This is a genomic window from Rhodonellum psychrophilum GCM71 = DSM 17998 (assembly GCF_000381545.1).
In the GTDB taxonomy this organism is placed as follows: Bacteria; Bacteroidota; Bacteroidia; order Cytophagales; family Cyclobacteriaceae; genus Rhodonellum; species Rhodonellum psychrophilum.
Genome location: NZ_KB906674.1, coordinates 253,818 through 278,444 on the forward strand (window position 1 = coordinate 253,818; position 24,627 = coordinate 278,444).

Sequence of the window (24,627 nt, forward strand, 5' to 3'; positions counted from 1 at the left end):
TTATTTTTTAATATGAAAGGTCTTCAAAAAATCCACCAAAAACTCAATTTGCTCTCTTTGGATGTGGTCTTCGGAGCGGTCGCAGGGATGGTGTTTTTTTCCACTGTCCTTGGAGTCCATCCAAGAGCGCTTGAATATCTCTTGTTGGCTTTGGCGGTTTGGGGGGTATATACATTAGACCACCTTATTGATGTATGGAGTTTGAAAGAAATTGCACAAACAAAAAGACATTCTTTTCACCAAAAATACTTTAAAACGATTTTTGCTTGCTGGGGAACTATGGGCTTACTAGGAACTGCTTTGGTCATTCTTTCAGAATCTTTGCATTATGTATTGCTCCCGGGTCTGGCTTTGGGGGTAACAATGGTTTTATGGATGGTAGTGATCCGCAAGCTTGTTCCTCAGGCGGTATGGCTTAAGGAAATTTCAATCGCGCTTTTTTATGTTTTGGGAATCCTACTGGTGCCTTTCCTGAAAGCGGATCGGGAATTGATCAACAGCTCTTCTTACTTTCTGGCTTTTGGTTATGTTTTGGTTGCTTGGTTGAATCTTTTGATTCTTTCCTATCAAGATAGGGATTCGGATAAAAAAGATGGTTTTGAATCTATTCTGAGTTTTCTATCAAAAGGGCAACTGGAAGTTTTGATCATTGGACTCGGTGTTTTTGGAGGGATGTATTTTGTGGGTTTACTGCTCTGGTTGCCCTCCTATTTCCATATTTTTTCAGGGATCCTTTTGCTGATCTTACTCTTTCACGCCATCCAATTTCTGAAAGCAGGCCAGAACCCCGAGCTTATGCGAAGAAGATTGGAGCTTTCCTTTTTACTCCCCTTTTTATTGCTGCTTTTCAATTAAGGCACCGATGATCTCATCGAAATAAGCGCCGTTGTAAGGGCCAAACCAATTCATGTCCCGAACTTCGTGGTATTTCTCTTGGTAATACTTATCCGGCGTAATGTAGCCGATGTAGCCACCATTAAAAGAGGTTATGATCAAATTTAAGCCCAATTCTGCAGCTTTCTTTTCCCATTTGTCGTAAAATACGCCTGAGATTTCGCCGCTGGAGCCGATGAGCAGCGTATTTCCCAAGACAAGGATGTCAAAGTGGGCATTCGTTTCCCCGAAAGCCCAATTGAAAATCCATGGTCTCAACCGAATATTGTCGCTGAGTCTGTAATGGACTTCCCTTAATTCAATGGGTAAGCAGGCTGTCAGGATTTTGGCCTTGTTGATCCTCTTTGGTTTTTCGCTTTGGTTTGGCAGTTTTTTGTTCAGGTCTAAGGCATATTGTTTGACATCCTCTGGTTGATTTCCATTTGCTACCGGTCGATGGCTCCCAACAGTTCCCGCTGCAAAAAGTGAAAAAACGTATCCGTTCTGCTCCAAGGCTTTGTTGAAATAAAAGGGATAATCCCCCGACAAACCCATATACTTGGAACTTAGGATAGTGGGATGGGCGCTATAGGTCAGGAAAGTGCCTTTTTGACCGTTTCTTTTTTCGAAAACCAATTGGCGTACAAAAGGGTCGGTGGGATCTTCCGGTTTGAATCTATTGGCGACCAAACTGTCTGCATTTGCCATTTGGTAGTGAAGAACAGCGGTATCCTGCGTTGCCAAAGCCGATTTGATGCCTACAATGGTTTTTTGTTCCAAAAGGGACACGATGGTTTCATCAAATCCTCCGAATGCCAATTTCCCCATCAAGCCGGGAATGTATCCGCCATGCCCGCTGTGGGTATGTGTTGCTGTAAAATAAACAAAGTCTATGGGGAGATTTTCACTGCGAATGGCGGCTTGGATTCTTTTGGACAAATAGGGGTGGACAATCAGCAATTCATAATTGAGAATCGCCACATTCTTTTTTCCATTTCCGAGGACCAGGGTTTTGACATATGAGCTGTCCAGTACAAATTCGTAATTGCCCCTAGGTCGGTACCCGACAAGGGCTGTGGGTTGTTCAGGAGTCGCATTGATGGTTGACCAACCCACCATCCAGGTGTCTGATGCTGAGGAATTGAATTGTAACTCCTGCAGATCGGACATCGTTTCGGTATAATAATCCTTCTCTCTGTAATCTTCCCAATCCACCCATGTAATCGTCAAAAGAACCAGAATCGCCATTGTTCCCAATATCCAAGCCATGATGTGCAAGGATTTTTGGATGATGGACTTTTTTTGACTCATTTTGATGCTTTGGGGTTCCGGTAATTTATCTTAAAGGGAGAATGATCCACTAAAGTTTTGTTGATGGCGGATACAAATGTCAATATTCAAATATACCGTGACTGCTCTGAATGGTTACTTTTTTGCCTTTATTCGCAGCAACCCTTCCAATGATCTGTGCTTCTACTCCGAAGGATTCGGCGATATCGATCACTTCCTCCGCATATCTTTCGTCCAAATAGATCTCCATACGGTGGCCCATATTGAAGACTTTGTACATTTCCTTCCAGTCGGTATTGCTTTCTTCTTGGATGATTTTGAAAAGTGGCGGGGTTTCAAAGAGATTGTCTTTGATGACGTGGACATTGTCCACAAAATGGAGCACTTTTGTCTGTGCGCCACCACTGCAATGGACGATACCATGGATTTTTGGCCTTAAGTATTTCAACACATCCACCATGATAGGGGCATAGGTTCGGGTAGGGGACAGTACCAGTTTGCCCATGTTGACGGATGTTCCAGGTGCAGGGTCTGTGAGGTTGTATTTTCCTGAGTACACCAAGTCGTCGGGAACGGCAGGATCAAAACTTTCAGGATATTTGGTTTTCAGTACTTTGTTAAAAACATCATGTCTGGCGGAGGTGAGGCCATTGCTTCCCATTCCACCATTGTAAGCATCTTCATATTTGGCTTGGCCAAAAGAAGCCAGACCGACGATGACATCTCCGGGTTTTATGGCCTCATTGGAAATCACATCTTCCCTTCTCATCCGACAAGTAACGGTACTGTCCACAATGATCGTCCTTACCAGGTCGCCCACATCGGCAGTTTCCCCACCTGTGAGGACCACATTCACTCCATGGTCCCTGAGCATTTGCAAAACTTCTTCGGTTCCGTGGATCAAAGCAGAAATGACTTCGCCGGGAATTCGATTTTTGTTTCTTCCGATTGTGGAAGAAACCAGAATATTGTTCACAGCACCCACGCAGAGGAGATCGTCTGTGTTCATGATGATGGCATCCTGTGCAATTCCCTTCCAAACACTTAGATCACCGGTTTCTTTCCAGTACATATAGGCCAAGGAAGATTTGGTGCCTGCCCCGTCCGCATGCATGATATTGCAATATTCCGGATCGTTGCCTAGGCTGTCTTCCACGATTTTGCAAAAAGCATTGGGATAGAGGCCTTTGTCCAATTTTGAGATTGCTTGGTGGACATCTTCTTTGGAGGCAGAAACCCCCCTTTGCATATACCGTTCGTTCATAGGGCTATTGGTGAGCGTTATTGGAAATGCAAAGTTAAGGATTCTGTTTGGATTGGGGATGAATATTGAAAGATTGCCGTTTAAAAGCTTTTTGGATGAGGGATTTGATATGCATAACTGTGTTTTGATGGGTAAAACCAGTACCATCCCCACCGATTTGCCTTTTTTTTGGCAAATCAAAAAGGTTCAATACGGCAAGTATTGAAGAAATGGAATTTTTTGCTTTTTTTAAATTTCAAAGTAAATTTCAATTTCCTATATTTAATCTTTGGAAATTTTATCAAACCCCAAAAAAGTAAAGACAGAAAATCGATAGGTTTGAAGTTCTGAAGCTTTTTTTTCAAGGCTCAAGGGTGTTGTGTTGAAAATTACAAAGGAATGATTGCCGCTGATTTCAAGTTGACTTGAAGTTTAAGTGTCTTTTCATTTTGCCTTTTGATTTAAGGTAAAATGATTTGGATTTTTTATTTCCTTTTGAAAATGTATTTTTACGGACTGATTTTAAAAACAAATTAAATAAAAATATATGCCCTATTTATTTACCTCTGAATCTGTTTCTGAGGGCCATCCTGATAAAATAGCAGATCAAATTTCCGATGCCTTGATTGATAATTTTTTGGCTTTCGATCCCCGCTCCAAAGTAGCTTGCGAAACGTTGGTTACCACCGGACAGGTTTTTTTGGCAGGAGAAGTGAAATCGGACACCTACCTTGACGTTCAAAAAATCGCCCGTGATGTGATCAACCGTATTGGTTATACCAAAGGAGAATATATGTTTGATGGGAACTCCTGTGGTGTGCTTTCGGCAATCCACGAGCAATCTCCCGATATCAATCAAGGTGTGGACCGGAGCAATCCCGAAGAACAAGGCGCTGGAGATCAAGGAATGATGTTTGGTTATGCCACCAAGGAAACTGGCAATTACATGCCTTTGGCATTGGATCTTTCCCACAGAATTTTGAGGGAATTGGCAGCGATGAGAAGGGAAAACAGCGAAATTGCTTACTTAAGACCCGATTCCAAGTCGCAGGTTACTATTGAATATGATGATGACAATAAGCCAACGAGAATTGATGCCATTGTAATCTCAACGCAACACGATGATTTTGATATCGAAGCTACTATGTTGGCCAAGATCAAAGAGGACATGATCAATATCCTGATCCCTAGGGTGAAGGAGCAGCTTCTTCCGGAAATCCAGGCACTTTTTACAGATAAAATCACCTACCATATCAATCCAACAGGGAAATTCGTCATTGGGGGACCACATGGGGACACGGGTTTGACAGGGAGAAAAATCATCGTAGATACCTACGGTGGAAAAGGAGCCCATGGAGGAGGAGCATTTTCCGGGAAAGACCCTTCCAAAGTTGACCGTTCTGCAGCTTACGCAACCCGTCACATTGCAAAAAACATGGTGGCAGCGGGATTGGCAGACGAAGTATTGGTTCAGGTTTCCTATGCGATTGGCGTAGCCAAACCAATGGGTATTTATGTCAATACTTACGGAACAGCAAAAGTGAAACTCTCTGATGGTGAAATCGCCAAAAAGATTGAAGAGATTTTTGACATGAGACCCTATGCCATTGAGCAACGTTTGAAATTGAGGTTCCCCATTTATGAAGAAACAGCAGCTTATGGACACATGGGCCGTGTGAATGAAGTGGTGACCAAAACCTTCAAGACCCCAGATGGAAAACCACTTACCTTGGAAGTGGAACTTTTCACTTGGGAAAAGTTGGACTATGTGGAAAAGATAGAAAAAGCATTCAACCTTTGATAAAACAAAAAAGCGACTCTCAGGAGTCGCTTTTTTGTTTTAATGGAATTGCATTTTTGGGACGGAGACTTTTTCAAATGTGCCTTCAATGAAACATTTCCTCGATCAATGCGGTATAAAAATCCTTGATTTCCATGCCTATTGCCCTGACTTGCTGGGTGATCAAACTGGTTTCAGTCTGCCCGGGAACCGTGTTGATTTCTATAAAGTAGAATTTGTTGGTTTCGAATTCCAAGAAGTAATCCACCCTGACGGCTCCTTTGCAATTGAGTTTTTGGTAAACTGTGGCTACGACTCTTTTGACGCGCTCTACTTCCTCTTCAGACATTCTTCCCGGCGTGATTTCTTCCGTGATGCCCGGTGTATATTTGGCTTCAAAGTCAAAAAACTCCTTAGAACTTACGATCTCAGTGGCGGGTAAAACTGTTGTTGTCCCTGCGGCTTTGAACACCCCGATGGAGAATTCCCTTCCGGAAACAAATTCCTCCACCAAGACTTGATTGTCTTCCGCAAAGGCCTTGTCCAGCGCTTCCTGAAGTTCCTCGGGATTTTTGACCTTACTCATTCCGATACTGCTGCCACCATTGTTGGGTTTGACAAAAAGCGGGAGTCTCAATTCCTTCAGGATTTTAGCGGTGTTTTCTCCGGTATTCTCGAAAAGTTGCAGGGATTTTGCCACATAAAGTTCAGGGATATCCTGTACAATCGCCTTTGTATACCCCTTATTCATGGTAATTGCAGAAGTAAGGGCATCGCAGGTGGTGTACGGGATTCCGATCATGTCAAAATAACCGGCAAGCTTTCCATCTTCCCCAGGAGATCCGTGGAGAATGTTGAACACGCCATCGAAGGTGATTTTTTGGTCATTCAGGAGAATGGAAAAGTCATTGAGATCGACGGATATTTTTTCGCCGGATTCGGTTTCGTGGTACCAATCCCCTGGATAAATCAAAATCTTAAAAACAGTGTACTTTTCCCGATCAAGGCTTTTCGCTACTTCCGTAGCACTTTTAAGGGAAATGACGGATTCACCGGTATATCCTCCGGTGACCAAGGCAATTTTTTTCTTCATAGCGCTCAGGGGTTGACACCACGAATTACATAAAAATCAGCTTAATTTATCAAAGAATGATCGGGAAATTTTCAAAAGACAAAGGATTGAGTTCATTTTTGAATCTTTCTCCTTATATGTGGAATTGGTTTTGTTAGGGGTGAGCATTGCAAAACGATTGAAAATCAGGCATTCCTAGAGTTTGTTTATTTTTCAATTCCCCGAAATCTCTACCTGTCTAACGTAAGGAAATGTTGTGAACCTATGCTTCCATTTATCAAAAAGAACATTTCCGTTTGATCAATTTATTTAACTTTAGCATTGGAAATAAAACCCATTTATTCATGAATAAATTAAAGATATTCTCAGCATTGTTGCTGGGCCTGTTGCTTGTCAACAACTCGATTGCCCAAGAAAAAAAGAAAGTCGCCTTAGCCGACGTATTCAAGTCCAATGCTTTTAGCCAAAAATCCGTCTATGGGATCAACTGGATGAAAGACGGGCAATATTACAGTTCCTTGCAACGTGGTACAGCAGGTCCAAAGGTCGTCAAAATCAATGTGGCCACCGGTGCTGAATCAGGAGTTTTGATTGATGGTGCTGCCCTACGCGTGGATTTTTCCAGTTATTCCTTCAATCCCGATGAGACTAAAGCCTTGATCGGTTCCGAAGTGGAAAGCATTTACAGGCGATCCAGCAAAGGAGTTTACCATGTGGTGGATCTCAAGACAGGTCAAGCGCAAAAACTCATGGATGGCGAGAAAATCATGCATGCCACCCTTTCTCCCGACAACGATAAGGTTGCCTTTGTGAAGGACAACAACCTTTATATGCTTGCCTTGGCAAACAATCAGCTTACGCAAATCACGACTGATGGAAAGTGGAACCATATCATCAATGGATCGGCAGACTGGGTTTATGAAGAGGAATTTTCCATGTCACAGGCGTTTGATTGGTCTCCAGACGGAAAGAAAATCGCTTTTATCCGATTTGATGAAACCGATGTTCCCGAATTCAACATGCAGACTTGGGGGAAATTGTATCCTGAAGATTATAAATTCAAATATCCAAAAGCCGGGGAGAAGAATGCAGAGGTAAGCATCCACGTGTATGAATTGTCCTCGCAAAAAACCGTTAAGGTGGATGCTGGAAGTGAAATAGACATTTATCTGCCACGGATTTATTGGACAGGGGATGCCAATACGCTCGCATTCTTGCGCGTCAACAGGCTTCAAAATCAAATTGACCTGCTCTATGCGAATGGAGAAACAGGAGAGACCAAATTGATACTTGAAGACAAATCAGAGACCTATGTGGATTTGGATTACAATGATGACCTTCGATTCTTGGAGGGCAACAAAGGCTTTATCAGAACTTCAGAGAAGGATGGCTACAAGCATATCTACCACCATGACAACCAAGGGAAGTTGATTCGACAAATCACCACCGGAGATTGGGAAGTGACCAATCTGGTCGGGATCGATGAAAAGGGAAAGAAAATATACTTTATGTCTACCGAGGTTTCTCCGATGGAAAGGAATCTTTTTGTCATCAACTTGGATGGAAAGGGCAAAAAAATGCTGACGCCAGAAAAAGGGACCTATTCGGTCAACATGAGCAAGGATTTCAAATATTTCATTGCCAATTTTTCAAATTCCAGCACGCCTTTGCAGGTGACGCTTCATGATTCCTCGGGGAAGCTTCTGAAGGGATTGGAAGACAATGCGGCACTTCAAACGTCGCTTGAAAATTTCGAAATCACGCAAAAGGAGTTTTTTAAATTCAATACCGTAGACGGAACCTCCTTGAACGGCTACATGATCAAACCGGCAGATTTTGACGAGGGTAAAAAATATCCGGTCCTGATGTATGTTTATGGTGGACCGGGTTCGCAAAACGTCAACAATTCCTGGGGAGGAACCCGGGATTTTTGGCATCAGCATTTGGCATCCGAAGGCTACATTGTGGTCTGTGTGGACAATAGAGGCACTGGGGGAAGAGGTAGGGATTTCAAACATGTGACCTACGCCAATCTGGGCAAGTATGAAACCGAGGATCAGATAGCCGGTGCCAAATATTTGGGAGGATTGCCTTTTGTGGACCAAACAAGGATCGGTATTTGGGGTTGGTCTTATGGTGGATACATGTCCTCATTGGCCTTGATGATCGGCAATGATGTGTTCAAGACAGCCATTGCAGTAGCACCGGTGACCACTTGGAGATATTATGACACGGTTTACACGGAGCGCTTCTTGCAAACGCCACAGCTCAATGCTGCGGGTTATGACGACAACAGTCCGATCACCCATGTCAATAAACTGAAAGGAAATTTCCTTTTGATCCACGGAACGGGGGATGACAATGTTCATTTCCAGAATTCTGTTGACTTGGTCGATGCGCTTATCAAGGCCGACAAGCAGTTTGAAACCATGTTTTATCCCAACAAGAACCATGGGATTTACGGTGGAAACACCACTTGGCATTTGTATTCTTTGATGACTGACTTTATTAAAAGGAAGCTGTAAATAATTTACAGTTAGGAATTTAAAAAATACAGTGATTCGTTTTGCGAGGCTATGACCTCTCCAAATGCAACAAAAAAAGGCAAGATCCATTTCACGGGGATCTTGCTTTTTTGTTTTTTTGCTTAAAATCCCTATCTTATTTCAATTTAAAACCCCAAAAAGCAGCCATTATGAGAGAGAAACTGAATGCATCCATACAATCCCTGAGTTTGATCATCGTGGCGGCAGGGCTTTCCTGGGTGGTGTGGGCGGGCGATACGACCATGCGCGACATGCTCACCTATTTGATCATCTTGGTGACTTTCATTGAAATCTTGAGTCTTTATTTGGTGGGTAAAATTTATCCCGATAGCCATACGACTTTAAAAATCGGGGTGATTGCTGGACTGTTGATCCTTCTGGGAATCAAAACGATGTTGCCCTCATTTTTCATTCCCCTGACGATCACCGTTTTTGCCTTGAATTTCTTTTATAATTTCTATACCAACAACAAAAGGAGGAGGGGGACTTTTAGGAAAAAATTCGGCAAAAAATTCAAGCTTTAACCCGTGTTTTGCATGATCAACTCCATTTCAGTCTGAAATTGCGTATTCATCAGTCTTTGACAATTGTTTTTGACTTCACCATATCGGTTCTATTCCTTGTTTACCATTGGTCTGATTTTCTTGTGGTTTAAACCCGATTGAGTAGCCTATGCATATTTCGGATTTAAGTGTTTTTGTCTTCGTATATTGGCACATTATTTGAAATTTCAAAATTCACGAAACAAACAACGCTTTAATGAAAAAATTAATATTGGTTTTCATGCTTTTTTCGCCGTTATGTCTTTTTGCCCAAGCCAAACTTGACAAAATGGTAAACGAAAGAAACAGCCTGCATCAACAGTGGAGAACCTCAGAAAACAAGAAAACAGGGATTTTCGGCAACCGAACCAAAAAAGACATGGTGGAAACGAATGACTGGATGGAGCGGATCATTCAAAAGGACAACCAAATCATGGATGAATTGAAGTTGATGAGTGAGATCGAAAAAACGGAAATCACCTATGAGAAAAATGACTACAAATTCATTTCACAAAAGCAGGAAAGGGAAATCACCCAGTTGAAAAGGGCATTGACTGAAAAAGAGGAAGTGGTGAATGAGAAAAAATCCGATAAAAGGGTTTATGAATGGACCACCTTGATATTTTTCCTAAGCACTGTTGTCTTGGGATATAAATTTTTCAAAAGGAAATAATAAGAAAAAGAAAGCCCTTCAAGCTTAAGTCAATTCTGGAATTAGGGATAAAGAAAAAAAGAAAAACCTTCCTAAAATCCGTTTGGCATTTTAGGAAGGTTTTTCTTTTAAGGTGCGATTTCCATGGAATTATAGGAAGCACAAAAGACTGGAAGACCCTATAATTTATGGCCTTTTAAGCCTTGCAATCGGCGTAAATGCACCCTTGGTTTTGTCGTCGATCTTCACGAGTATTTCAGCATCCAGCGGGAGAAATACATCCACACGCGAGCCAAACTTGATAAAGCCAAATTCTCCTCCCTGAATGACGGGACTGCCTTCTTTCACATACCACTTGATTCGACGGGCCACTGCGCCAGCGATCTGTCTGACCAAAAGTTTCACACCATCCTTGTTTTGGATGACCATGGTGGTACGTTCATTTTCGAAACTGGATTTTGGGTGCCAAGCCACCAGATATTTCCCGGGATGGTATTTGAAATATTCTACCACTCCGGAAATGGGAGACCTGTTGACGTGAACGTTTATAGGGGACATGAAGATGGAAACTTGTTTCCTTCTCTCATTCAGGTATTCCGATTCCATGGTTTCCTCGATGACCACGACTTTGCCATCTGCAGGTGCATAGACAAGGTTCTCATCATTGGGCAAAGGGATATATGGGTTTCTAAAAAATTGCAAAACCAATAGATAAAGGATTACGCTGACAAGCAGGCTGAAATTCAAGAGCATTTCCTGCTCCGGCAAAAACTGGTGTAGGGCTAAGTTTAATCCTGTCAGTATAATCAACATCCAGAACAATAATTTCCTTCCTTCTTTGTGAATTGTCATGTTGGGGTAAAAATTTAAAAGGTGTGGAAATCGCTTCCACACCTCAAATATAATAAACTTTCTTATTTCAGGGATTAGAAACCTCCACGGTAGGTATAAGTCTTGGCCACTTTATCGATGGCTACGATGTATGCTGCTATCCGTAAAGGCACTTCATATTTGACCGCTGTAGCATAAACATTGTCAAAAGCGTCTTTCATGATCCTGTCAGACCTTCTGTTGACTCTTTCTGCAGTCCATTTGTATCCCAATCGGTTTTGTACCCATTCGAAATAAGAGACTGTCACGCCGCCTGCATTGGCCAGAATATCCGGCACTGCCATGATACCTTTTTCATTGATGATGGCATCTGCCTTTGCGGAAGTTGGCCCGTTGGCGCCTTCTACGATAAGTTTTGCCTTGATCCTGTCCACATTGTGGATGGTGATCACATCTTCTACCGCTGCAGGGACCAAAACGTCCACATCCAATTCCAACAATTCCATTGGATCATTGAGTTTGTCTGCTCCGGTGAATCCTTCAAGCGTACCTCTGTTGCCATCTCGGTAGGCAATGGCTTCCTGGATATTGATCCCAGCCGCATTGAAATAAGCACCGGAAATATCGGAGATCGCAACGATTTTCAAGCCTCTTTCTTCCAAAAGCAAGGATGCCCAAGAACCCACATTTCCAAAACCCTGCACTGCGCAAGTGGCTTGAAAAGGATTGATTTTTAGTTTTTGCATGGCTGCAAGTGTGGACACCATCACTCCACGTCCGGTGGCTTCGGTTCTTCCCAAAGAACCACCCAAAACAAGCGGTTTACCTGTCACCACCGCATTCACGGTCATTCCATGGGCTTTGGAGTATTCATCCATCAGCCATGCCATCTCCCGTGGACCTGTCCCCATGTCTGGAGCAGGGATATCCTTGTCCGGACCGAAAACATCCAGCATCGACAGGGTATAGGCGCGGACGAGCCGCTCAATTTCACCTGCGGACATTTCGCGGGGATTGCATTTAACACCACCTTTACCACCTCCGAAAGGAATATCCACGACAGCACATTTCCAAGTCATCCATGCGGCCAATGCCCTTACCTCATCCAAGTGAACATCTGGAGCAAAGCGGATTCCACCCTTCGCAGGGCCCAAAATATTGGAGTGAATCACACGGATGCCTTCAAATACCTGGATTTTTCCATTGTCCATGGTAATGGGAAGCGATACGATTACTTGTTTGGCGGGATTTTTCAGCACGTTGTAAACCTCATCAGAGAGGCCTAGTTTTTCAGCTGCAAGGTTAAACCTTTCCATCATTGACTCCAAAGGATTTTCTTTGTCCTTAATAGGAGCCGGTTCAATGTAAGCCATATTTGGGGGTCATTTAGTTGATTGAATCAATTACAATACAATATTAATGAGATTTTTAATAGGGTATAGGCATTTTTAAAAGATTTTCAAAAATGCGGCAATAAATGGGGCAGATAATAGCAATCCGTCAAAACGATCCATAAATCCACCGTGCCCAGGCAAGGCCTTTCCGGAATCTTTGATCTCGATGCTGCGCTTAAAAAGCGATTCTATCAGATCTCCATAAGTACCTGCAATGATGATAATTCCTGTGATGACGTACCATTGCCAAGATTCCAGGGAATTGAAATAGTTGGAAAGGATAAAAGCCATCAAAAACGCAGTGGCTGCACCTCCCAAAAAACCCTCCCAGGATTTTTTGGGGGAAACCCTTTCGAACAATTTTGTCTTTCCAAATTTCGTTCCCGCAAAGTAGGCACCGGAGTCACTTGCCCATAAGATCAGAAGCGATCCAATGATGACTTCATAGTGAAACGTCCCATCAACGGCAAAGGCGGATACATTCAGGAGTGAAAAGGGAACGGAGACATAGAAGATGCCCAAAAAGGTGTAGGCGATTCCCGTAAATGGTTTTTTGTCAGATTTCCGATAAAGCTTGATGAAGAAAATCAAGGAGGCCAAGGGGAATATCAGAAAGTAGAATTTATTTCCCAAATGTCCGATTTCAATAAAAAATGAAAGGGTGAAAATCGTCAGGCCTAAGAATGTACCGAAACTCCTCAATGGCAACATGCCATCAAGGCCCGAAAGTTTGTAAAATTCCATCTGGGAAAACCCCAAAAGCAATCCGAAAATAATAAAATACGCCCATTCACTGTAAAGTGAACCGATGATGATGATACTTGCGCCAATCAATGCTGTGATTACCCTTTGGCCAAGATTGCTGTAGTTGTTGATGTTGAACCTTGACCTTAGTTTAAAAGGTGATCTCATGCTGTATGATGTTAATGGCCATAAGTGAATTGTCATTGGGTACCATTACTTCATATTGGCCATGAATTTGGTAGACTGATTCTTTTTTATTGATGATGACTGCATTGATTCCATGTTCCTCCAAGACCCCCTTGACGATCTCAGCCCTCACCGGGGATCCGTTTTCAAATACCTTCTGCCAATTTTTCATTGTCTCTTTGCTGTTGGTTTTTTTCCTTAAAAACTTTGATGCCCAGGATCATGATCAATAAGCCCAGCAGGGCGAAAGATATGGAAACCTGATCCGTTTCCTCGATATCAAAGTTAACTTTACCCAATTTATTTAAATAAACCAAGATAACCGTAAAAGCATTGTTCATTATGTGTGCGGCAATCGGATAAATAAGGCTTCCAGAGTACAGATACAAATATCCGAAAATTGCTCCCAAAAGCATTCTTGGAAAAAAACCATAGAACTGTAAATGGATTGCAGAAAAAATCAAGGCGGTCAGCCAGATGCCAATATGGGCGTTTCCGGTGTACAGATGCAGTTTTGGTTGCAATACGCCGCGAAAGAGAAATTCTTCTCCCAAACCCGCCAATAGGCCAATGACCAACAAGCCCATCAAAAATTCCCCAACATTATCAAAATCCGTCAGGAATTTTGTCATCCCCATGGCCATCTCCTCTTTTTCCTTTAACACTTGCTCCAGACCACTCAGCATTTCCGGGAATTTGACATTGGCATTCCAGTCAATCAAAAGAGCATTGAATAGGACTCCGCCAACCATCACCAAGAGTGTCAATCCCAAACCCGTGAACCTAAAGTTGTAAATTTGTTGTTTCCATTCAATATCGGCTTTGTCCACCCATTTGATAATCACCAAGGCTGCAAGAAAAAAGGCCAATCCGCCGCCTAATCCCTGAGCAAAGAGAAAGGCCATTCGCCCATTGGGGTGTTGACTCTCCCCCGTGAACAGGGAAACCATTTCATCCAAGGGAATGGAAAAAAGGGGATTGATCAGTAAGATTCCAATGCCTTGCATGACGATCATTACCCCAATCGTGATCAAAACAATCACGATTATCGATAAAAGCCAATTACTTCTCGAGGCAATTGTGGATTGTGTTTTATATATCTCCATAATTGCGGTAAATTTACACGAAAATTATAATTCAGTAGTGGTAAAAATAGGAAACTTAGAATTGGGGGAATTTCCCCTGCTGCTTGCGCCGATGGAGGATGTAAGCGATCCTCCCTTCAGAGCCGTTTGTAAGGAGAATGGTGCAGACTTGATGTACACGGAATTTATCAGTTCCGAAGGTCTTATCCGCGATGCGGCAAAAAGCATTCAAAAACTCGATATTTTTGAATATGAACGGCCTGTGGGCATTCAGATTTTTGGAAATGAAATCCAATCCATGCGGGAAGCAGCAGCAATTGTAGAAGCTGCGCGCCCGGATATTCTGGACATCAATTACGGCTGTCCTGTAAATAAAGTGGCCTGTAAAGGCGCTGGAGCTGGAATCCTTTTGGATATCGACAAAATGGTTGCGATGACTGCCGAGATTGTGAAAGCAGTCAATATCCCGGTAACGGTCAAAACCCGCCTGGGATGGTCCCAAGATACCATCAGGATTGTGGAAGTGGCAGAGCGGCTTCAGGATGTTGGCATCCAGGCCATCAGCATCCACGCCAGAACCAGACAACAGATGTACAAGGGTGAGGCCGATTGGTCCTACCTGAATTTGGTGAAAGCAAACCCAAGGCTTCACATTCCTGTTTTTGGCAACGGTGACATTGACAGTCCCGAAAAGGCAAAGGAATATCGGGACAAATACAATGTAGACGGCATGATGATCGGTAGGGCATCCATTGGATATCCCTGGATTTTCAATGAAATCAAGCATTACTTCGCCACCGGAGAAAAATTAGCCGCACCAGATCTGGAGCAGCGCATCCGTGTGACCAAAAAGCATCTTGATTTCTCCGTACAGTGGAAAGGGGAAAAACAGGGAATTTTGGAAATGAGAAGGCATTATACCAACTATTTCAGAGGAATGCCCAATTTCAAGCCATTCCGGGCCGAGATGGTTACGGCAGAAACCTATCAGCATGTTTGTGCCGTTCTCGATCAGGTAGCGGAGGTGTATGCGGATTATGAGTTTTAGGGAATTCCGGTAGGATTCTTTGCCCTACCGGAAAAACCACATTTAGATGCACAAATTATTCTTAAAATCACCCCTTTCATAGACTCAGCTCTATTTGACCGGGTCAACGAACACATGGTCTAACAAATGACAAAAGATTTGCAGCAGGAAAGTGCCCTGAAAGCCTGGGGATTTCTGATCGTATTGGCCTTGATTTGGGGAAGTTCCTTTATTTTGATAAAGAGAGGTCTTGAAATCTTTTCGCCGGGAGAAGTCGGTGCTTTTAGGATTGTGGCGGCGGGAATGGTTTTGATCCCACTCTCTATTCCCAGATTAAAGCAGCTGAACAAAAGGCAAGTCAAAAACCTGATCATCGTTGGACTGGTGGGGAGTTTTATTCCCGCATTTTTGTTTGCAAAAGCCCAAACACAGTTGAGCAGCTCATTGACGGGGGTATTCAATGCCATGACGCCCTTATTTGTGGTGATTATCGGAGCCTTGTTTTTCAAGGCGAGAATAACGTCCAGGAACATGGTGGGCTTGTTGATTGCCTTTGTCGGTGTGGTCATCCTGCTGATGGTAAAGGAAGGAGCGGGTTTTGAGGGTTTTGGATCCATCAATTCCTATGCTTTTTTTGTGCTTTTGGCCTGCGTTTGTTACGGCATCAACCTGAATATCATCAAATACCGATTTGTTGCATTGAAACCTGTGGCGATTACGGCCATTTCATTGCTGATGGTCTTGCCAGCTGCCTTGATTTACTTGTTCGCTTTCACCCAATTTTCATTCAAATTGGTGCATGTGGAAGGCGCTTGGACGGCAGCTTCTTACATCATGCTTCTCGGGATACTGGGGACGGCCATTGCGCTGATTCTTTTCAATGTGATGGTAAAGGTCGCTACACCGGTTTTTGCCAGTTCTGTGACTTACCTGATCCCTATCGTCGCCATATTCTGGGGCTTATTGGACGGAGAAGTGCTTCTGCTTGGCCATTATTTTGGAATTGCAGCCGTGATTGTCGGGGTTTGGGTGGGGAACAAAAGGTAAGGACAAAAGGAAAAATTCATTTGAAGCCTTCCTTTTTTTTGGTTTTTTCGATGAATAAATGTGCAGCTCCGACATCTTTTTTTGAAGAACTCATAAAAAAACAATAGCTACGGAAACGAATTTCAATCAGTAATAAAAAATTAGGATTAAGTATTTGACTATCAATACTATAAAATCAAAATAAGTTAAAATCCCCAACTGTTTTTGGCAATTATATTCTTTTTAAAAGTGATCAAACTAAGCCGATTCCAAAGGAAGAAAAAGCCAATGGCCATATGGGGTTAATTTGATTCTTGGTGTTTTTTGAGTTCTTTTTTACTCATTTCTTTGGTGACCATTGCTCCTGGATGTACGGCGGTGATTTTTGTGCCCGTTTCTGTGACTATGGAACCAAGGCTTTCATCATAGAATTTGGTCTGGATCGTTTTCATTGTCAATCCCTCATTATTCTTTTCCAGCCTGGTTTGGATCATTCTAACATGTCTTCCGGATTCATATTTCTCTCCTGAGGATTCTGCCAAAACATCACCGGGAAATACCGTTTCTCCAATTTTTACCTTGACAGAACCTGCCTTAAGCACCACAAGTTTGGTAAAGGTACCGTCCTCATGGTAGAGTTCGATGAAGTTGTCCAAAGCACTGAAGGTGTAGCTTGTGCCTTTCAGTTCCTCATCCTCCTTTATTTGACTCACGACGCCTTTTCTTGGCGCGCAAATCAATGTAGGTGACTCAAAATGAATGGAAATCCCAACATAACTTTCGTTGGTTTTTTCAAATTTTAAGCTGTTTTCCAAATGGGTCATGTTGTAAACGGTCACTTCCACTCCCTTGTCCACGGGGAGAAGGGAAGGGATTTCTTCCTTGTTTTTGGCGAGAAAATTCCCTTTGTAGATGGTGGTGGCAAATTTAACGGTGGTACTTTGATTTGGATCCTGTTTTCTAAGCTTGGCGACTTGACTTCTTCCCGGGCTGGCAACTGCAAAGGAAGCCATCCCCGAGGAAGGGATCAGGTTTGTCAGGGATTTGAATTCAATTTTCAGCGAATAGGGAATCACATCGGGATTTTCTGCGTAGATCAACACATTGCCATCCTTATCATATTCGGATGTTGTATTCACTTGGGAAAAGGCGGAAAAGCTAAAGATGACCGAAAACAGGGGGATTAGAAAAAAACGCATGACCGAAAGAGTTTTGATTTTAACTTTAAATTAAGGCCATCTTTTTGAAACACAAAAACAATTTGACTAATTTATTATTTATTGGTGCAAAAAAAATTAAAACCATTACTCGTTAAGGCTATTTCTCCATGCAAAAGCCAGCATGGGCAATTGTTGGTAACTGTTGACTCCCGCTTTTACCCCCTGTGCTTTTAGGAAAATATCATTGGATTTTCTGCTGATTTCCAATGAAATGGGCTTATACTGTTGTCCCGTTTCATTTATTGAGACCAAATCATTTCGGATGCCTCTTGGAAGCGTTTTGTAAAAATGCGTATACAATTCCTTGGACATTCTGTAGAGGTCGTTCATCTGATACCGAAGGAGTCTCAGCTGCCCCGAATACTGCAACAAGGGGTGATCGCTATTGGAGCAAATGACCCAGCCTATAAAATTGGCTTCTCCCTCGTCCGTTACACCATAGCTGTGCGCCATTTCGTGGGCGATGGTGAAGGGTTTTTCCAGGGGATGCAAGGAGGGGTCGATATAGCTTTCTCCGGTAAAGGGGAAATAAATTCCCAGAATTCCCATTCTCCGCATAAAACCAGCTGGATAAAATTGTTTCGTTCTGGGTTCACCCGTAAAATTCAATCCCAAAAGGAACATGTTTTCGCGCATGTTTGCCCGAACCAATTTTTCAAGGTCATCGTATTCCATGGTCTGTCCAATCGGCACGGTATCTTCTTCGATATTGTAGCGGAGCTGGTTGAGGATATTCCTGGTCAGTTCAATTTCTCTGATCAGCTGTTCCTCATTGAGCGGAACCGGTTTCATCCCGATTTGCTGAAAGATCGGTATCCTTTGGTAATTGTATCCCCAAAGCACCAAAAAGAAAAAAACCAAAGCCCCAAGATAATTGAAGAGGGAACGGATGGAATGTCCCAACTTGTTTTTCCAACCTTGCTTTTTTCTGAAATGATAAATGAAAATCCCAAAAAAAATGAAAATGGAGGCAACGAATAGATACACTGTGGCAAAAGGAAGCTGGGAGATGGTTTTGTCAATCAGGTTTCTGACGCCCGGAAAAATGGTCCTTGAGTAGATTGCCTCTGTTTTTATGGGGTTTTGAACAGTTAAATACCGAATCAACAGACTGATCAGCCCCAAGAGGGTCCATGTCCAATTCCCTTTGAGCATTGTGGTGGTGAGGGTTTATTTGAGGTTTGAGAAATCAAAAGGATGCTATCCTAAAGGTTACCGTTGTTAACCCTTACGTCACAAACGTCTCCAGGTTCCCAATAAGGATTGAGAATCTGGAAACTTGTGTTTAGGTGTCGTATTTTTTGTGAAGAAACGGAGGATTACACTCCTTCGGCCACCACTTCCTTAACTTCAGGGAGCATGCGGGTCAGAAGATTTTGGATGCCGGCTTTGAGGGTGACGGTACTTGAAGGGCAACCTGAGCACGACCCTTGTAATAGTACCTTAACCACGCCTTCGTGAAAACTGTGGAAGACAATCGCACCACCATCCTGCTCGACGGCAGGTCTGATGTATTCATCCAATATTCCTTTGATTTTTTTCACGACTTCAGAGTCGTTTTCATCGAACAACGGATCTTTTTCAAAGTTTATTTGTACGGCAGGTTTTCCAGACTCCAGATAATTTTTGATATGGCCACGGACGATGTCTTGGATTTCTATCCAATCTACCTCAGTGTTTTTGGTTACTGTTACAAAGTTCGAAGCAATAAAGACACGCTCCACTGCGTCGAAATTAAACAATTCATTTGCCAAGGGCGAGTTTTCAGTGCTTTCCTGATCAGGAAAGTCAAAGCTTACGCCATCGTCAGCCAACATAAAATTCACCACAAACTTCAGTGAGTTTGGGTTTGGGTTGGCTTCCATATATATATGAACGGGTTTCTTTTGAGCTTGCAACATGGTAAGATTGAGTTTGAATTGTGATTCGTAATTTTAGTAACAGCATTCGGGGTGATAAGTTCCAGAAACCATCAATTTTGCCACTTTGGTTTGAGGATTTGAAAAAGGTAACTGAGGGTAAATTCCAGATTGGTTGAATTCATGTCAAAAATCCTGTTTTGACTTTCTGGTCGTCCAAATTCATAAGAGAATCTCAAATCTGCCGCCACCGTACTTTTCCCAAACAGATTGGACAATCCAACTCCCGCCGTAAGGCCATACATAAAATTCTTGGGGGCATCCCCAGCTCCGCCATAAGTGGGCAACAAGCCATTCCCTTCATATTCTCTCTTTAGGTCAGTTGCATTCATCAGAAAACCGAAGTGTGGACCAAGCTTGACATGAAATTTGCCCCTGTTTCCAAAATAAAAGTTCGATAAAAAAGGAATTTTAAGGTATTCCAAAGAGGTTTGGTTGACTCTTTCCAAGGTGTCTCTTTGGGTATAGCCGAGTTTGATAAACTGGAATTCCAGGCTCGCACCCGCATTTTTTGCCAAATACTGTTCGATGACAAACGAAAAAGTGGGGGCTTTGATTCCTCCGACTCGGTCTGCCCGTCTACCGACCTCCGCCCGGTAGGTGAGGGTGGAGGTGGAAAAACCACCCCTAATCCCAATGTTTGTTTGGGCTTGAATGGTTTCCGTCAGAATCAAACCAAGAGAAAAAAGGCAAACCAGTATTTTCCATTTCATGCCCAAAAATAAGAAATGATTTACCAAGCCATACACTTTGACGATAAATCATTGATTTAATCTTGGTTTTCCATCGTACAAAAATGGAGGTTGAGGGCTGTTTTTTAAAAGATTTAAGTTGAAGAGGTTTAACCCGTTTTATGCATTGGCTATTTTCTTCCATCTTATAATTGAATAATAATCATTTAGGTGTTTGCTTTTATTGACTTCAGCCTATCGATATTGCCCCTCATTCTTTAAATAGGCTGATTTTCTTGCAGTTTCAGCTCCGCTTTAAGAGACCTGATGTGCCTATTTCAGATTAAAAAAAATCACAGCAACGTTTGGGTTGCTGTGATTTTTTGAACTTTGTAGGAGGACTTTCCCTCCTTTTATTTGGAGAAAGGATTTAGGATGGAATTGGAAGAGTACTTATTTTTTCTTCTTGCCCGTCTTGATATCATCAATATCTTCCCTGTCCTTCAGTTTCTTATCTTCCACGTTTTTGTTAAGGAACTCATTGAGCTTGTCGATGGGAAAACTGCTGGAAATTTCACCGAATGAATTGATGTTCATCTTGAACCCTTCAAGATCACTGTGGACTTTGGGGTTTTCTTCCTTTTTTGATTTCTTGGCCATGGTCATTGCGGTTGTTTCTCTCGGATGAATTGGACAGACTTAGATTAGTTTACAAGAATCTAAAGGTCCAAATCCAACGAAGAGATGGTTTTTATGAATTTACTTTCAAGGTTTCTAACGCAAAAGAGATCCTTTTGATTAATTCTTCTTTCCCAATGATGTTGAAAACAGGCATCAATTCAGGTCCCGCTCCAACACCGGTTACTGCGAGTCGAATCGCTTGCATGATTTTGCCGAGTTTTATACCATTTTCTTCCGAAGCGGCTTCCAGTAGTGATTTTGCGTTCTCAGGGGTGAACTCACCCGAAAATTGCAAAAGCTTTTCTCTGTACGTCCCCAAAACTGTTTCGGTATCTGTATTCCACTTTTTTGAGGCGATGTCTTGGTCGAATTGACTTGGCGCAATCAGCATAAACCGACCTTCTTTCCAAAGGTCAGCAGGGAAAGTTGCACGCTCTTTGACGACATGGGCGATTTGGGCAGCCTTGCTTGCCTCCACGGTCAATCCTTCTTTTTCTACATCAGCAATCAGATATGCCGCCAATTCCTCGTCCGTTTTGGCTCTCAGATATTGCTCATTGAACCATTTGGCCTTGTTGATGTCGAATTTGGTGCCTGATTTCCCAATCCGCTCGACTGAAAATGCCTCTACCAATTCCTCCAAAGTGAATAACTCACGATGGTCCCCAGGATTCCAACCCAAAAACGAAAGGAAATTCAAAAATGCATCTGGCAGATATCCAGCTTCCCTAAAACCTGCAACAATATCACCGGTGTTTGGATCTGACCAGTCCAAGGGGAAAATAGGAAAACCGTGTTTTTCGGCATCTCTTTTGGAGAGTTTACCATTTCCATCGGGTTTCAACAACAACGGCAAATGGGCAAACTGAGGCATGGTATCTTCCCATCCAAAGTACTTGTAAAGCAAGACGTGTAAAGGTGCCGAAGGCAGCCATTCTTCTCCACGGATCACATGCGTGATTTTCATAAGATGATCGTCCACGATATTGGCCAAGTGGTAAGTGGGCATGCCGTCTGATTTCATCAGAACCTTGTCATCCAGTGAATTGGAATGAACCAAAACCCATCCACGAATCATGTCATTCAGTCTTACTTCTTCTTTTCTAGGTATTTTGACGCGGATCACGTAAGGTTCTCCAGAGGCCAATCTTTCCTTTACCTCATCCTCGGGAAGGGTTAGGGAGTTTTTCATCTGGGTTCTTGTGATGGAATTGTACTGCGGAGACACAACGCGCGCTGCCGTCAACCTTTCCCTCATGGCATCTAATTCATCGGGCGTATCGAAGGCGTAGTATGCGTGGCCTTTTTCGATCAGATCCATCGCATATTGCATGTACATCGGCTTCCGCTCAGACTGCCTGTAAGGCCCGCAATCTCCCGGATTCCAAGGGCTTTCATCAGGTGCGATTCCCAACCAATTCAAGGATTCCTTGATGTATTCTTCGGCACCTGGAACAAAACGGTTTTGGTCTGTATCCTCGATTCTTAATAAAAATTTTCCGCCCATTTTTCGGGCAAAAAGATAATTGTAAAGGGCGGTTCTAACCCCTCCTATATGTAAAGCTCCCGTCGGGGAGGGTGCAAATCTAACGCGTACTTCTTTATTCATGGTATTGATTTATGCTTTGTACAACACGGGAATTTCCCACTTGTTTTGGTTGTCCTGAATCAATTCAGACTGCAAAGATAGGAAAAGATAAGGATTGGTCTAAACAAAAAGGGCAAGCGCTTTGGATTGCCTGCTGCGTTCATTTATTTATGGGATGCTTTTGTTGGTTTCGCTTTCCAAATAATCAAAAATCAATTGAATTCTTAAGGACCCAGCACAAATTTTCAAAAGAAAATCCACCCCATTAGCATGTTCCCCATCACTGAAGATTCTTTCAAAATATTGTCGAGAAAAGCTATCGTTTGTGGTTCAACCCGAAATATGCAATAGGTTTCGTAATGGGGTTTGAAGCGATAAAAAAATCAGGTATAGGCCAGATAGGGTGAAGATAAAAAACAGCAAACAAAACTCACTCACTGATTATTTGGGTTTTTTAGGCTGGAATTAAATGAATAACGCATAAAACGGGTTCAATCAAGTCTTTCATACCAAAAAACAAGACTTAAAATCAAAAAAAAGGAACCGTTTCCAGTTCCTTTTTTTTGATTGATTTTAAGATTAGGCTTTTCTGCTTCTGATCTTTTCTTTGATCTTGGCAGCTTTTCCTTGACGTCCTCTCAAGTAGAACAATCTTGCTCTTCTCACCTTACCTTCTCTCAGCAATTCGATTTTCTCGATGCTTGGACCCAGGATAGGGAAAATTCTTTCTACACCCACACCATTGGATATTTTCCTTACTGTGAAGGTTTCACCATTGGAATTGATGTTTCTCCTCTGGATCACTGTACCCTGGAATTGCTGGATACGGTCTTTGTTTCCTTCGGTGATTCTCACGTGAACATTGATGGTGTCCCCCGCTTTGAATGTTGGGAATTTGGCTCTCACCTCTTTATATTCCGCTTCTACAAATTTAAGTAGTTCGCTCATAGCTGTATATTTTATGTGCTTGTAGCAATCACGCCTCAGCGCAATTTTTTGTGAATTCTATAATTTTAAGCTCTTATTACTATCGCCTTTGGAAATCCTACCCTTCCAATAAGTCGGGTCTTCTTTCCTTGGTCCGGCGAACCGATGCCTCAAATCTCCATTGCTCTATTTGGGCTTGATGTCCTGATAGCAAGACCTCCGGTACCGCCATACCTTCGTAATCGGCAGGTCTGGTGTAAACCGGTGGCGCCAAAAGTCCGTCTTGAAAGGAGTCTGTCAATGCCGAAGTTTCGTCATTGAGCACGCCCGGTATCAACCGGATAATGGCATCCGTTACCACTGCCGCAGCGAGTTCTCCGCCCGAAAGGACATAATCACCGATGCTGATTTCTTTGGTAATGAATTTTTGCCTGACCCTTTCATCCACGCCTTTGTAATGACCGCAGAGGATAATCATATTGCCTTTGAGCGACAATGCGTTGGCCATTTTCTGATCGAATGTTTGACCATCCGGGGTCATATAAATGACTTCTTCATAATCCCTTTCGCTTTTGAGTGCTTCTATACACTTTGCGATAGGTTCTATCGACATGACCATTCCTGCGCCGCCACCAAAAGCATAGTCGTCGACTTGCTTCTGCTTGCCACTGGCATAATCCCTTAAGTTGTGGACCCTGACCATGGCCAATCCCTTGTCTTCGGCTCTTTTCAGAATCGAGTGGGCAAAAGGACCTTCCAACAATCCGGGTACTACTGTGATGATGTCAATGCGCATGGATCAATCTTCCAAATAAATGTCAAGCAATCCATCGGGTAGTGAGCAGTAAACTTTTTTAGCTGCTTTGTCGACTTTTTGAATAATGCCGTCCTGAATCGGAATCAGCACTTCTTTTCCTTTGTGTTCGACACCCAATAGATCCTGGGTTTGTAGGTCATATATGACCTTTATATCCCCGATCCTTCCAAGGTTTTCATCCAAAACCTCATATCCGATCAGTTCGTGGAAGTAATACTGGTCTTCTTCAAGTTTGGGCAACTCAGATAGCGGAAGGTACATTGCCGATCCTACCAGGGGAGTTGCTTCGTCTATGGAATTGAAATCTTCAAATTTCGCCAAAACCTTATTTCCGGGTTGTAAGACAAAATGTTCAAGAAACATGGGGACCAATCTGGATTTCTGTTCGATGAAGACATGCTCGAGGTCTTGGTAGTTCTCGGGAAAATCCACATCTAACACTCCTGTCACTTCTCCACGAAGACCATGAACTTTTGAAATGTAGCCCAATTGGAAACAATCTTCTTTGTTCAT

At 42.7% G+C, this 24,627-nt stretch carries 24 protein-coding genes; 7 read left to right on the forward strand and 17 right to left on the reverse strand.

What is annotated here, in order from left to right; translation table 11 throughout:
* The first annotated feature begins 12 nt into the window (after positions 1–12).
* Positions 13–855, forward strand: coding sequence for a hypothetical protein (locus tag F824_RS0104275; protein WP_019596625.1), 843 nt, complete (start codon positions 13–15; stop codon positions 853–855).
* Here the strand turns inward: F824_RS0104275 and F824_RS0104280 are convergent.
* Complete coding sequence (locus F824_RS0104280; protein WP_019596626.1) at positions 835–2,184, reverse strand: hypothetical protein; 1,350 nt, start codon at positions 2,182–2,184, stop codon at positions 835–837. The two genes, F824_RS0104275 and F824_RS0104280, sit on opposite strands and share 21 nt — an antisense overlap.
* Positions 2,185–2,263: 79 nt before the next feature.
* Complete coding sequence (locus F824_RS0104285) at positions 2,264–3,427, reverse strand: AIR synthase related protein (RefSeq protein WP_019596627.1); 1,164 nt, start codon at positions 3,425–3,427, stop codon at positions 2,264–2,266.
* 526 nt (positions 3,428–3,953) lie between these two features.
* Here F824_RS0104285 and metK point away from each other — a divergent pair.
* Positions 3,954–5,207, forward strand: coding sequence for a methionine adenosyltransferase (gene metK, locus F824_RS0104300; RefSeq protein ID WP_019596630.1), 1,254 nt, complete (start codon positions 3,954–3,956; stop codon positions 5,205–5,207).
* 85 nt (positions 5,208–5,292) lie between these two features.
* On the opposite strand, the gene F824_RS0104305 is transcribed toward metK, so the two are convergent.
* Entirely contained in the window at positions 5,293–6,279 is a 987-nt protein-coding gene (locus F824_RS0104305; protein WP_019596631.1) for a D-alanine--D-alanine ligase, read from the reverse strand.
* A gap of 323 nt (positions 6,280–6,602) precedes the next feature.
* Between F824_RS0104305 and F824_RS0104310 the strand changes: the two genes are divergently transcribed.
* The 3 genes from F824_RS0104310 to F824_RS0104320 all read left to right on the forward strand — a co-directional run bounded on the left by F824_RS0104310 (position 6,603) and on the right by F824_RS0104320 (position 10,019).
* Positions 6,603–8,783, forward strand: a complete 2,181-nt coding sequence (locus F824_RS0104310) for a S9 family peptidase (RefSeq protein ID WP_019596632.1) — start codon at positions 6,603–6,605, stop codon at positions 8,781–8,783.
* A 170-nt stretch (positions 8,784–8,953) separates the two neighbouring features.
* Positions 8,954–9,328, forward strand: a complete 375-nt coding sequence (locus F824_RS0104315; protein ID WP_026333489.1) for a hypothetical protein — start codon at positions 8,954–8,956, stop codon at positions 9,326–9,328.
* A gap of 235 nt (positions 9,329–9,563) precedes the next feature.
* Entirely contained in the window at positions 9,564–10,019 is a 456-nt protein-coding gene (locus F824_RS0104320; RefSeq protein ID WP_019596634.1) for a hypothetical protein, read from the forward strand.
* Positions 10,020–10,184: 165 nt separating this feature from the next.
* Here the strand turns inward: F824_RS0104320 and F824_RS0104325 are convergent, their stop codons facing one another.
* The 5 genes from F824_RS0104325 to F824_RS0104345 form a co-directional block, all read right to left on the reverse strand.
* Positions 10,185–10,850: a phosphatidylserine decarboxylase family protein gene (locus tag F824_RS0104325; protein WP_019596635.1), complete on the reverse strand. Its 666-nt coding sequence runs from the start codon at positions 10,848–10,850 to the stop codon at positions 10,185–10,187.
* A gap of 74 nt (positions 10,851–10,924) precedes the next feature.
* Positions 10,925–12,202 carry a Glu/Leu/Phe/Val family dehydrogenase gene (locus F824_RS0104330; RefSeq protein ID WP_019596636.1) on the reverse strand — a complete coding sequence of 426 codons (1,278 nt, stop codon included), beginning with the start codon at positions 12,200–12,202 and terminating at the stop codon, positions 10,925–10,927.
* A gap of 75 nt (positions 12,203–12,277) precedes the next feature.
* On the reverse strand, positions 12,278–13,135 hold the full coding sequence (locus tag F824_RS0104335) for a phosphatidate cytidylyltransferase (protein ID WP_019596637.1): 858 nt from the start codon (positions 13,133–13,135) through the stop codon (positions 12,278–12,280).
* The gene (locus F824_RS0104340) at positions 13,119–13,325 is read right to left on the reverse strand and encodes a putative signal transducing protein (protein WP_019596638.1); all 207 of its coding nucleotides are present in this window, start codon (positions 13,323–13,325) and stop codon (positions 13,119–13,121) included. The genes F824_RS0104335 and F824_RS0104340 overlap by 17 nt, the downstream gene beginning before the upstream one ends.
* A complete protein-coding gene (locus F824_RS0104345) occupies positions 13,300–14,259 on the reverse strand; it encodes a CPBP family intramembrane glutamic endopeptidase (protein WP_026333490.1) in 960 nt (319 codons plus the stop codon). Before F824_RS0104345 ends, F824_RS0104340 begins: the two co-directional genes overlap by 26 nt.
* Positions 14,260–14,296: 37 nt before the next feature.
* Here F824_RS0104345 and dusB point away from each other — a divergent pair, with 37 nt between their 5' ends.
* On the forward strand, positions 14,297–15,286 hold the full coding sequence (dusB, locus tag F824_RS0104350) for a tRNA dihydrouridine synthase DusB (RefSeq protein WP_026333491.1): 990 nt from the start codon (positions 14,297–14,299) through the stop codon (positions 15,284–15,286).
* Between the two features lie 126 nt (positions 15,287–15,412).
* On the forward strand, positions 15,413–16,312 hold the full coding sequence (locus F824_RS0104355) for a DMT family transporter (protein ID WP_019596641.1): 900 nt from the start codon (positions 15,413–15,415) through the stop codon (positions 16,310–16,312).
* Between the two features lie 281 nt (positions 16,313–16,593).
* Here F824_RS0104355 and F824_RS0104365 read toward each other — a convergent pair whose 3' ends face one another.
* From F824_RS0104365 to rimM, 9 genes are all read right to left on the reverse strand, one after another.
* On the reverse strand, positions 16,594–17,490 hold the full coding sequence (locus tag F824_RS0104365; protein WP_019596643.1) for a peptidoglycan DD-metalloendopeptidase family protein: 897 nt from the start codon (positions 17,488–17,490) through the stop codon (positions 16,594–16,596).
* A gap of 105 nt (positions 17,491–17,595) precedes the next feature.
* Positions 17,596–18,666: a DUF3810 domain-containing protein gene (locus F824_RS0104370; RefSeq protein WP_019596644.1), complete on the reverse strand. Its 1,071-nt coding sequence runs from the start codon at positions 18,664–18,666 to the stop codon at positions 17,596–17,598.
* 164 nt (positions 18,667–18,830) lie between these two features.
* Complete coding sequence (locus F824_RS0104375) at positions 18,831–19,412, reverse strand: NifU family protein (protein WP_019596645.1); 582 nt, start codon at positions 19,410–19,412, stop codon at positions 18,831–18,833.
* 71 nt (positions 19,413–19,483) lie between these two features.
* A complete protein-coding gene (locus tag F824_RS0104380; RefSeq protein ID WP_019596646.1) occupies positions 19,484–20,143 on the reverse strand; it encodes a porin family protein in 660 nt (219 codons plus the stop codon).
* Positions 20,144–20,554: 411 nt separating this feature from the next.
* Entirely contained in the window at positions 20,555–20,761 is a 207-nt protein-coding gene (locus tag F824_RS0104385) for a hypothetical protein (RefSeq protein WP_026333492.1), read from the reverse strand.
* Positions 20,762–20,852: 91 nt separating this feature from the next.
* A complete protein-coding gene (gene gltX / locus F824_RS0104390) occupies positions 20,853–22,391 on the reverse strand; it encodes a glutamate--tRNA ligase (protein ID WP_026333493.1) in 1,539 nt (512 codons plus the stop codon).
* A 558-nt stretch (positions 22,392–22,949) separates the two neighbouring features.
* A complete protein-coding gene (rplS, locus tag F824_RS0104400) occupies positions 22,950–23,318 on the reverse strand; it encodes a 50S ribosomal protein L19 (protein WP_019596650.1) in 369 nt (122 codons plus the stop codon).
* Between the two features lie 97 nt (positions 23,319–23,415).
* The gene (gene trmD / locus F824_RS0104405) at positions 23,416–24,093 is read right to left on the reverse strand and encodes a tRNA (guanosine(37)-N1)-methyltransferase TrmD (protein WP_019596651.1); all 678 of its coding nucleotides are present in this window, start codon (positions 24,091–24,093) and stop codon (positions 23,416–23,418) included.
* Between the two features lie 3 nt (positions 24,094–24,096).
* Positions 24,097–24,627: a ribosome maturation factor RimM gene (rimM, locus tag F824_RS0104410; RefSeq protein ID WP_019596652.1), complete on the reverse strand. Its 531-nt coding sequence runs from the start codon at positions 24,625–24,627 to the stop codon at positions 24,097–24,099.

Coding starts and splice junctions, on each gene's coding strand:
- F824_RS0104275 (WP_019596625.1), top strand. CDS start 13: ATGAAAGGTCTTCAAAAAATCCACCAAAAACTCAATTTGCTCTCTTTG.
- F824_RS0104335 (WP_019596637.1), bottom strand. CDS start 13,135: ATGAGATCACCTTTTAAACTAAGGTCAAGGTTCAACATCAACAACTAC.
- F824_RS0104320 (WP_019596634.1), top strand. CDS start 9,564: ATGAAAAAATTAATATTGGTTTTCATGCTTTTTTCGCCGTTATGTCTT.
- trmD (WP_019596651.1), bottom strand. CDS start 24,093: ATGCGCATTGACATCATCACAGTAGTACCCGGATTGTTGGAAGGTCCT.
- F824_RS0104365 (WP_019596643.1), bottom strand. CDS start 17,490: ATGCGTTTTTTTCTAATCCCCCTGTTTTCGGTCATCTTTAGCTTTTCC.
- F824_RS0104315 (WP_026333489.1), top strand. CDS start 8,954: ATGAGAGAGAAACTGAATGCATCCATACAATCCCTGAGTTTGATCATC.
- F824_RS0104330 (WP_019596636.1), bottom strand. CDS start 12,202: ATGGCTTACATTGAACCGGCTCCTATTAAGGACAAAGAAAATCCTTTG.
- F824_RS0104370 (WP_019596644.1), bottom strand. CDS start 18,666: ATGCTCAAAGGGAATTGGACATGGACCCTCTTGGGGCTGATCAGTCTG.
- F824_RS0104285 (WP_019596627.1), bottom strand. CDS start 3,427: ATGAACGAACGGTATATGCAAAGGGGGGTTTCTGCCTCCAAAGAAGAT.
- F824_RS0104375 (WP_019596645.1), bottom strand. CDS start 19,412: ATGTTGCAAGCTCAAAAGAAACCCGTTCATATATATATGGAAGCCAAC.
- F824_RS0104340 (WP_019596638.1), bottom strand. CDS start 13,325: ATGAAAAATTGGCAGAAGGTATTTGAAAACGGATCCCCGGTGAGGGCT.
- F824_RS0104355 (WP_019596641.1), top strand. CDS start 15,413: ATGACAAAAGATTTGCAGCAGGAAAGTGCCCTGAAAGCCTGGGGATTT.
- F824_RS0104345 (WP_026333490.1), bottom strand. CDS start 14,259: ATGGAGATATATAAAACACAATCCACAATTGCCTCGAGAAGTAATTGG.
- rplS (WP_019596650.1), bottom strand. CDS start 23,318: ATGAGCGAACTACTTAAATTTGTAGAAGCGGAATATAAAGAGGTGAGA.
- metK (WP_019596630.1), top strand. CDS start 3,954: ATGCCCTATTTATTTACCTCTGAATCTGTTTCTGAGGGCCATCCTGAT.
- gltX (WP_026333493.1), bottom strand. CDS start 22,391: ATGAATAAAGAAGTACGCGTTAGATTTGCACCCTCCCCGACGGGAGCT.
- F824_RS0104325 (WP_019596635.1), bottom strand. CDS start 10,850: ATGACAATTCACAAAGAAGGAAGGAAATTATTGTTCTGGATGTTGATT.
- F824_RS0104305 (WP_019596631.1), bottom strand. CDS start 6,279: ATGAAGAAAAAAATTGCCTTGGTCACCGGAGGATATACCGGTGAATCC.
- F824_RS0104310 (WP_019596632.1), top strand. CDS start 6,603: ATGAATAAATTAAAGATATTCTCAGCATTGTTGCTGGGCCTGTTGCTT.
- rimM (WP_019596652.1), bottom strand. CDS start 24,627: ATGAACAAAGAAGATTGTTTCCAATTGGGCTACATTTCAAAAGTTCAT.
- F824_RS0104380 (WP_019596646.1), bottom strand. CDS start 20,143: ATGAAATGGAAAATACTGGTTTGCCTTTTTTCTCTTGGTTTGATTCTG.
- F824_RS0104280 (WP_019596626.1), bottom strand. CDS start 2,184: ATGAGTCAAAAAAAGTCCATCATCCAAAAATCCTTGCACATCATGGCT.
- F824_RS0104385 (WP_026333492.1), bottom strand. CDS start 20,761: ATGGCCAAGAAATCAAAAAAGGAAGAAAACCCCAAAGTCCACAGTGAT.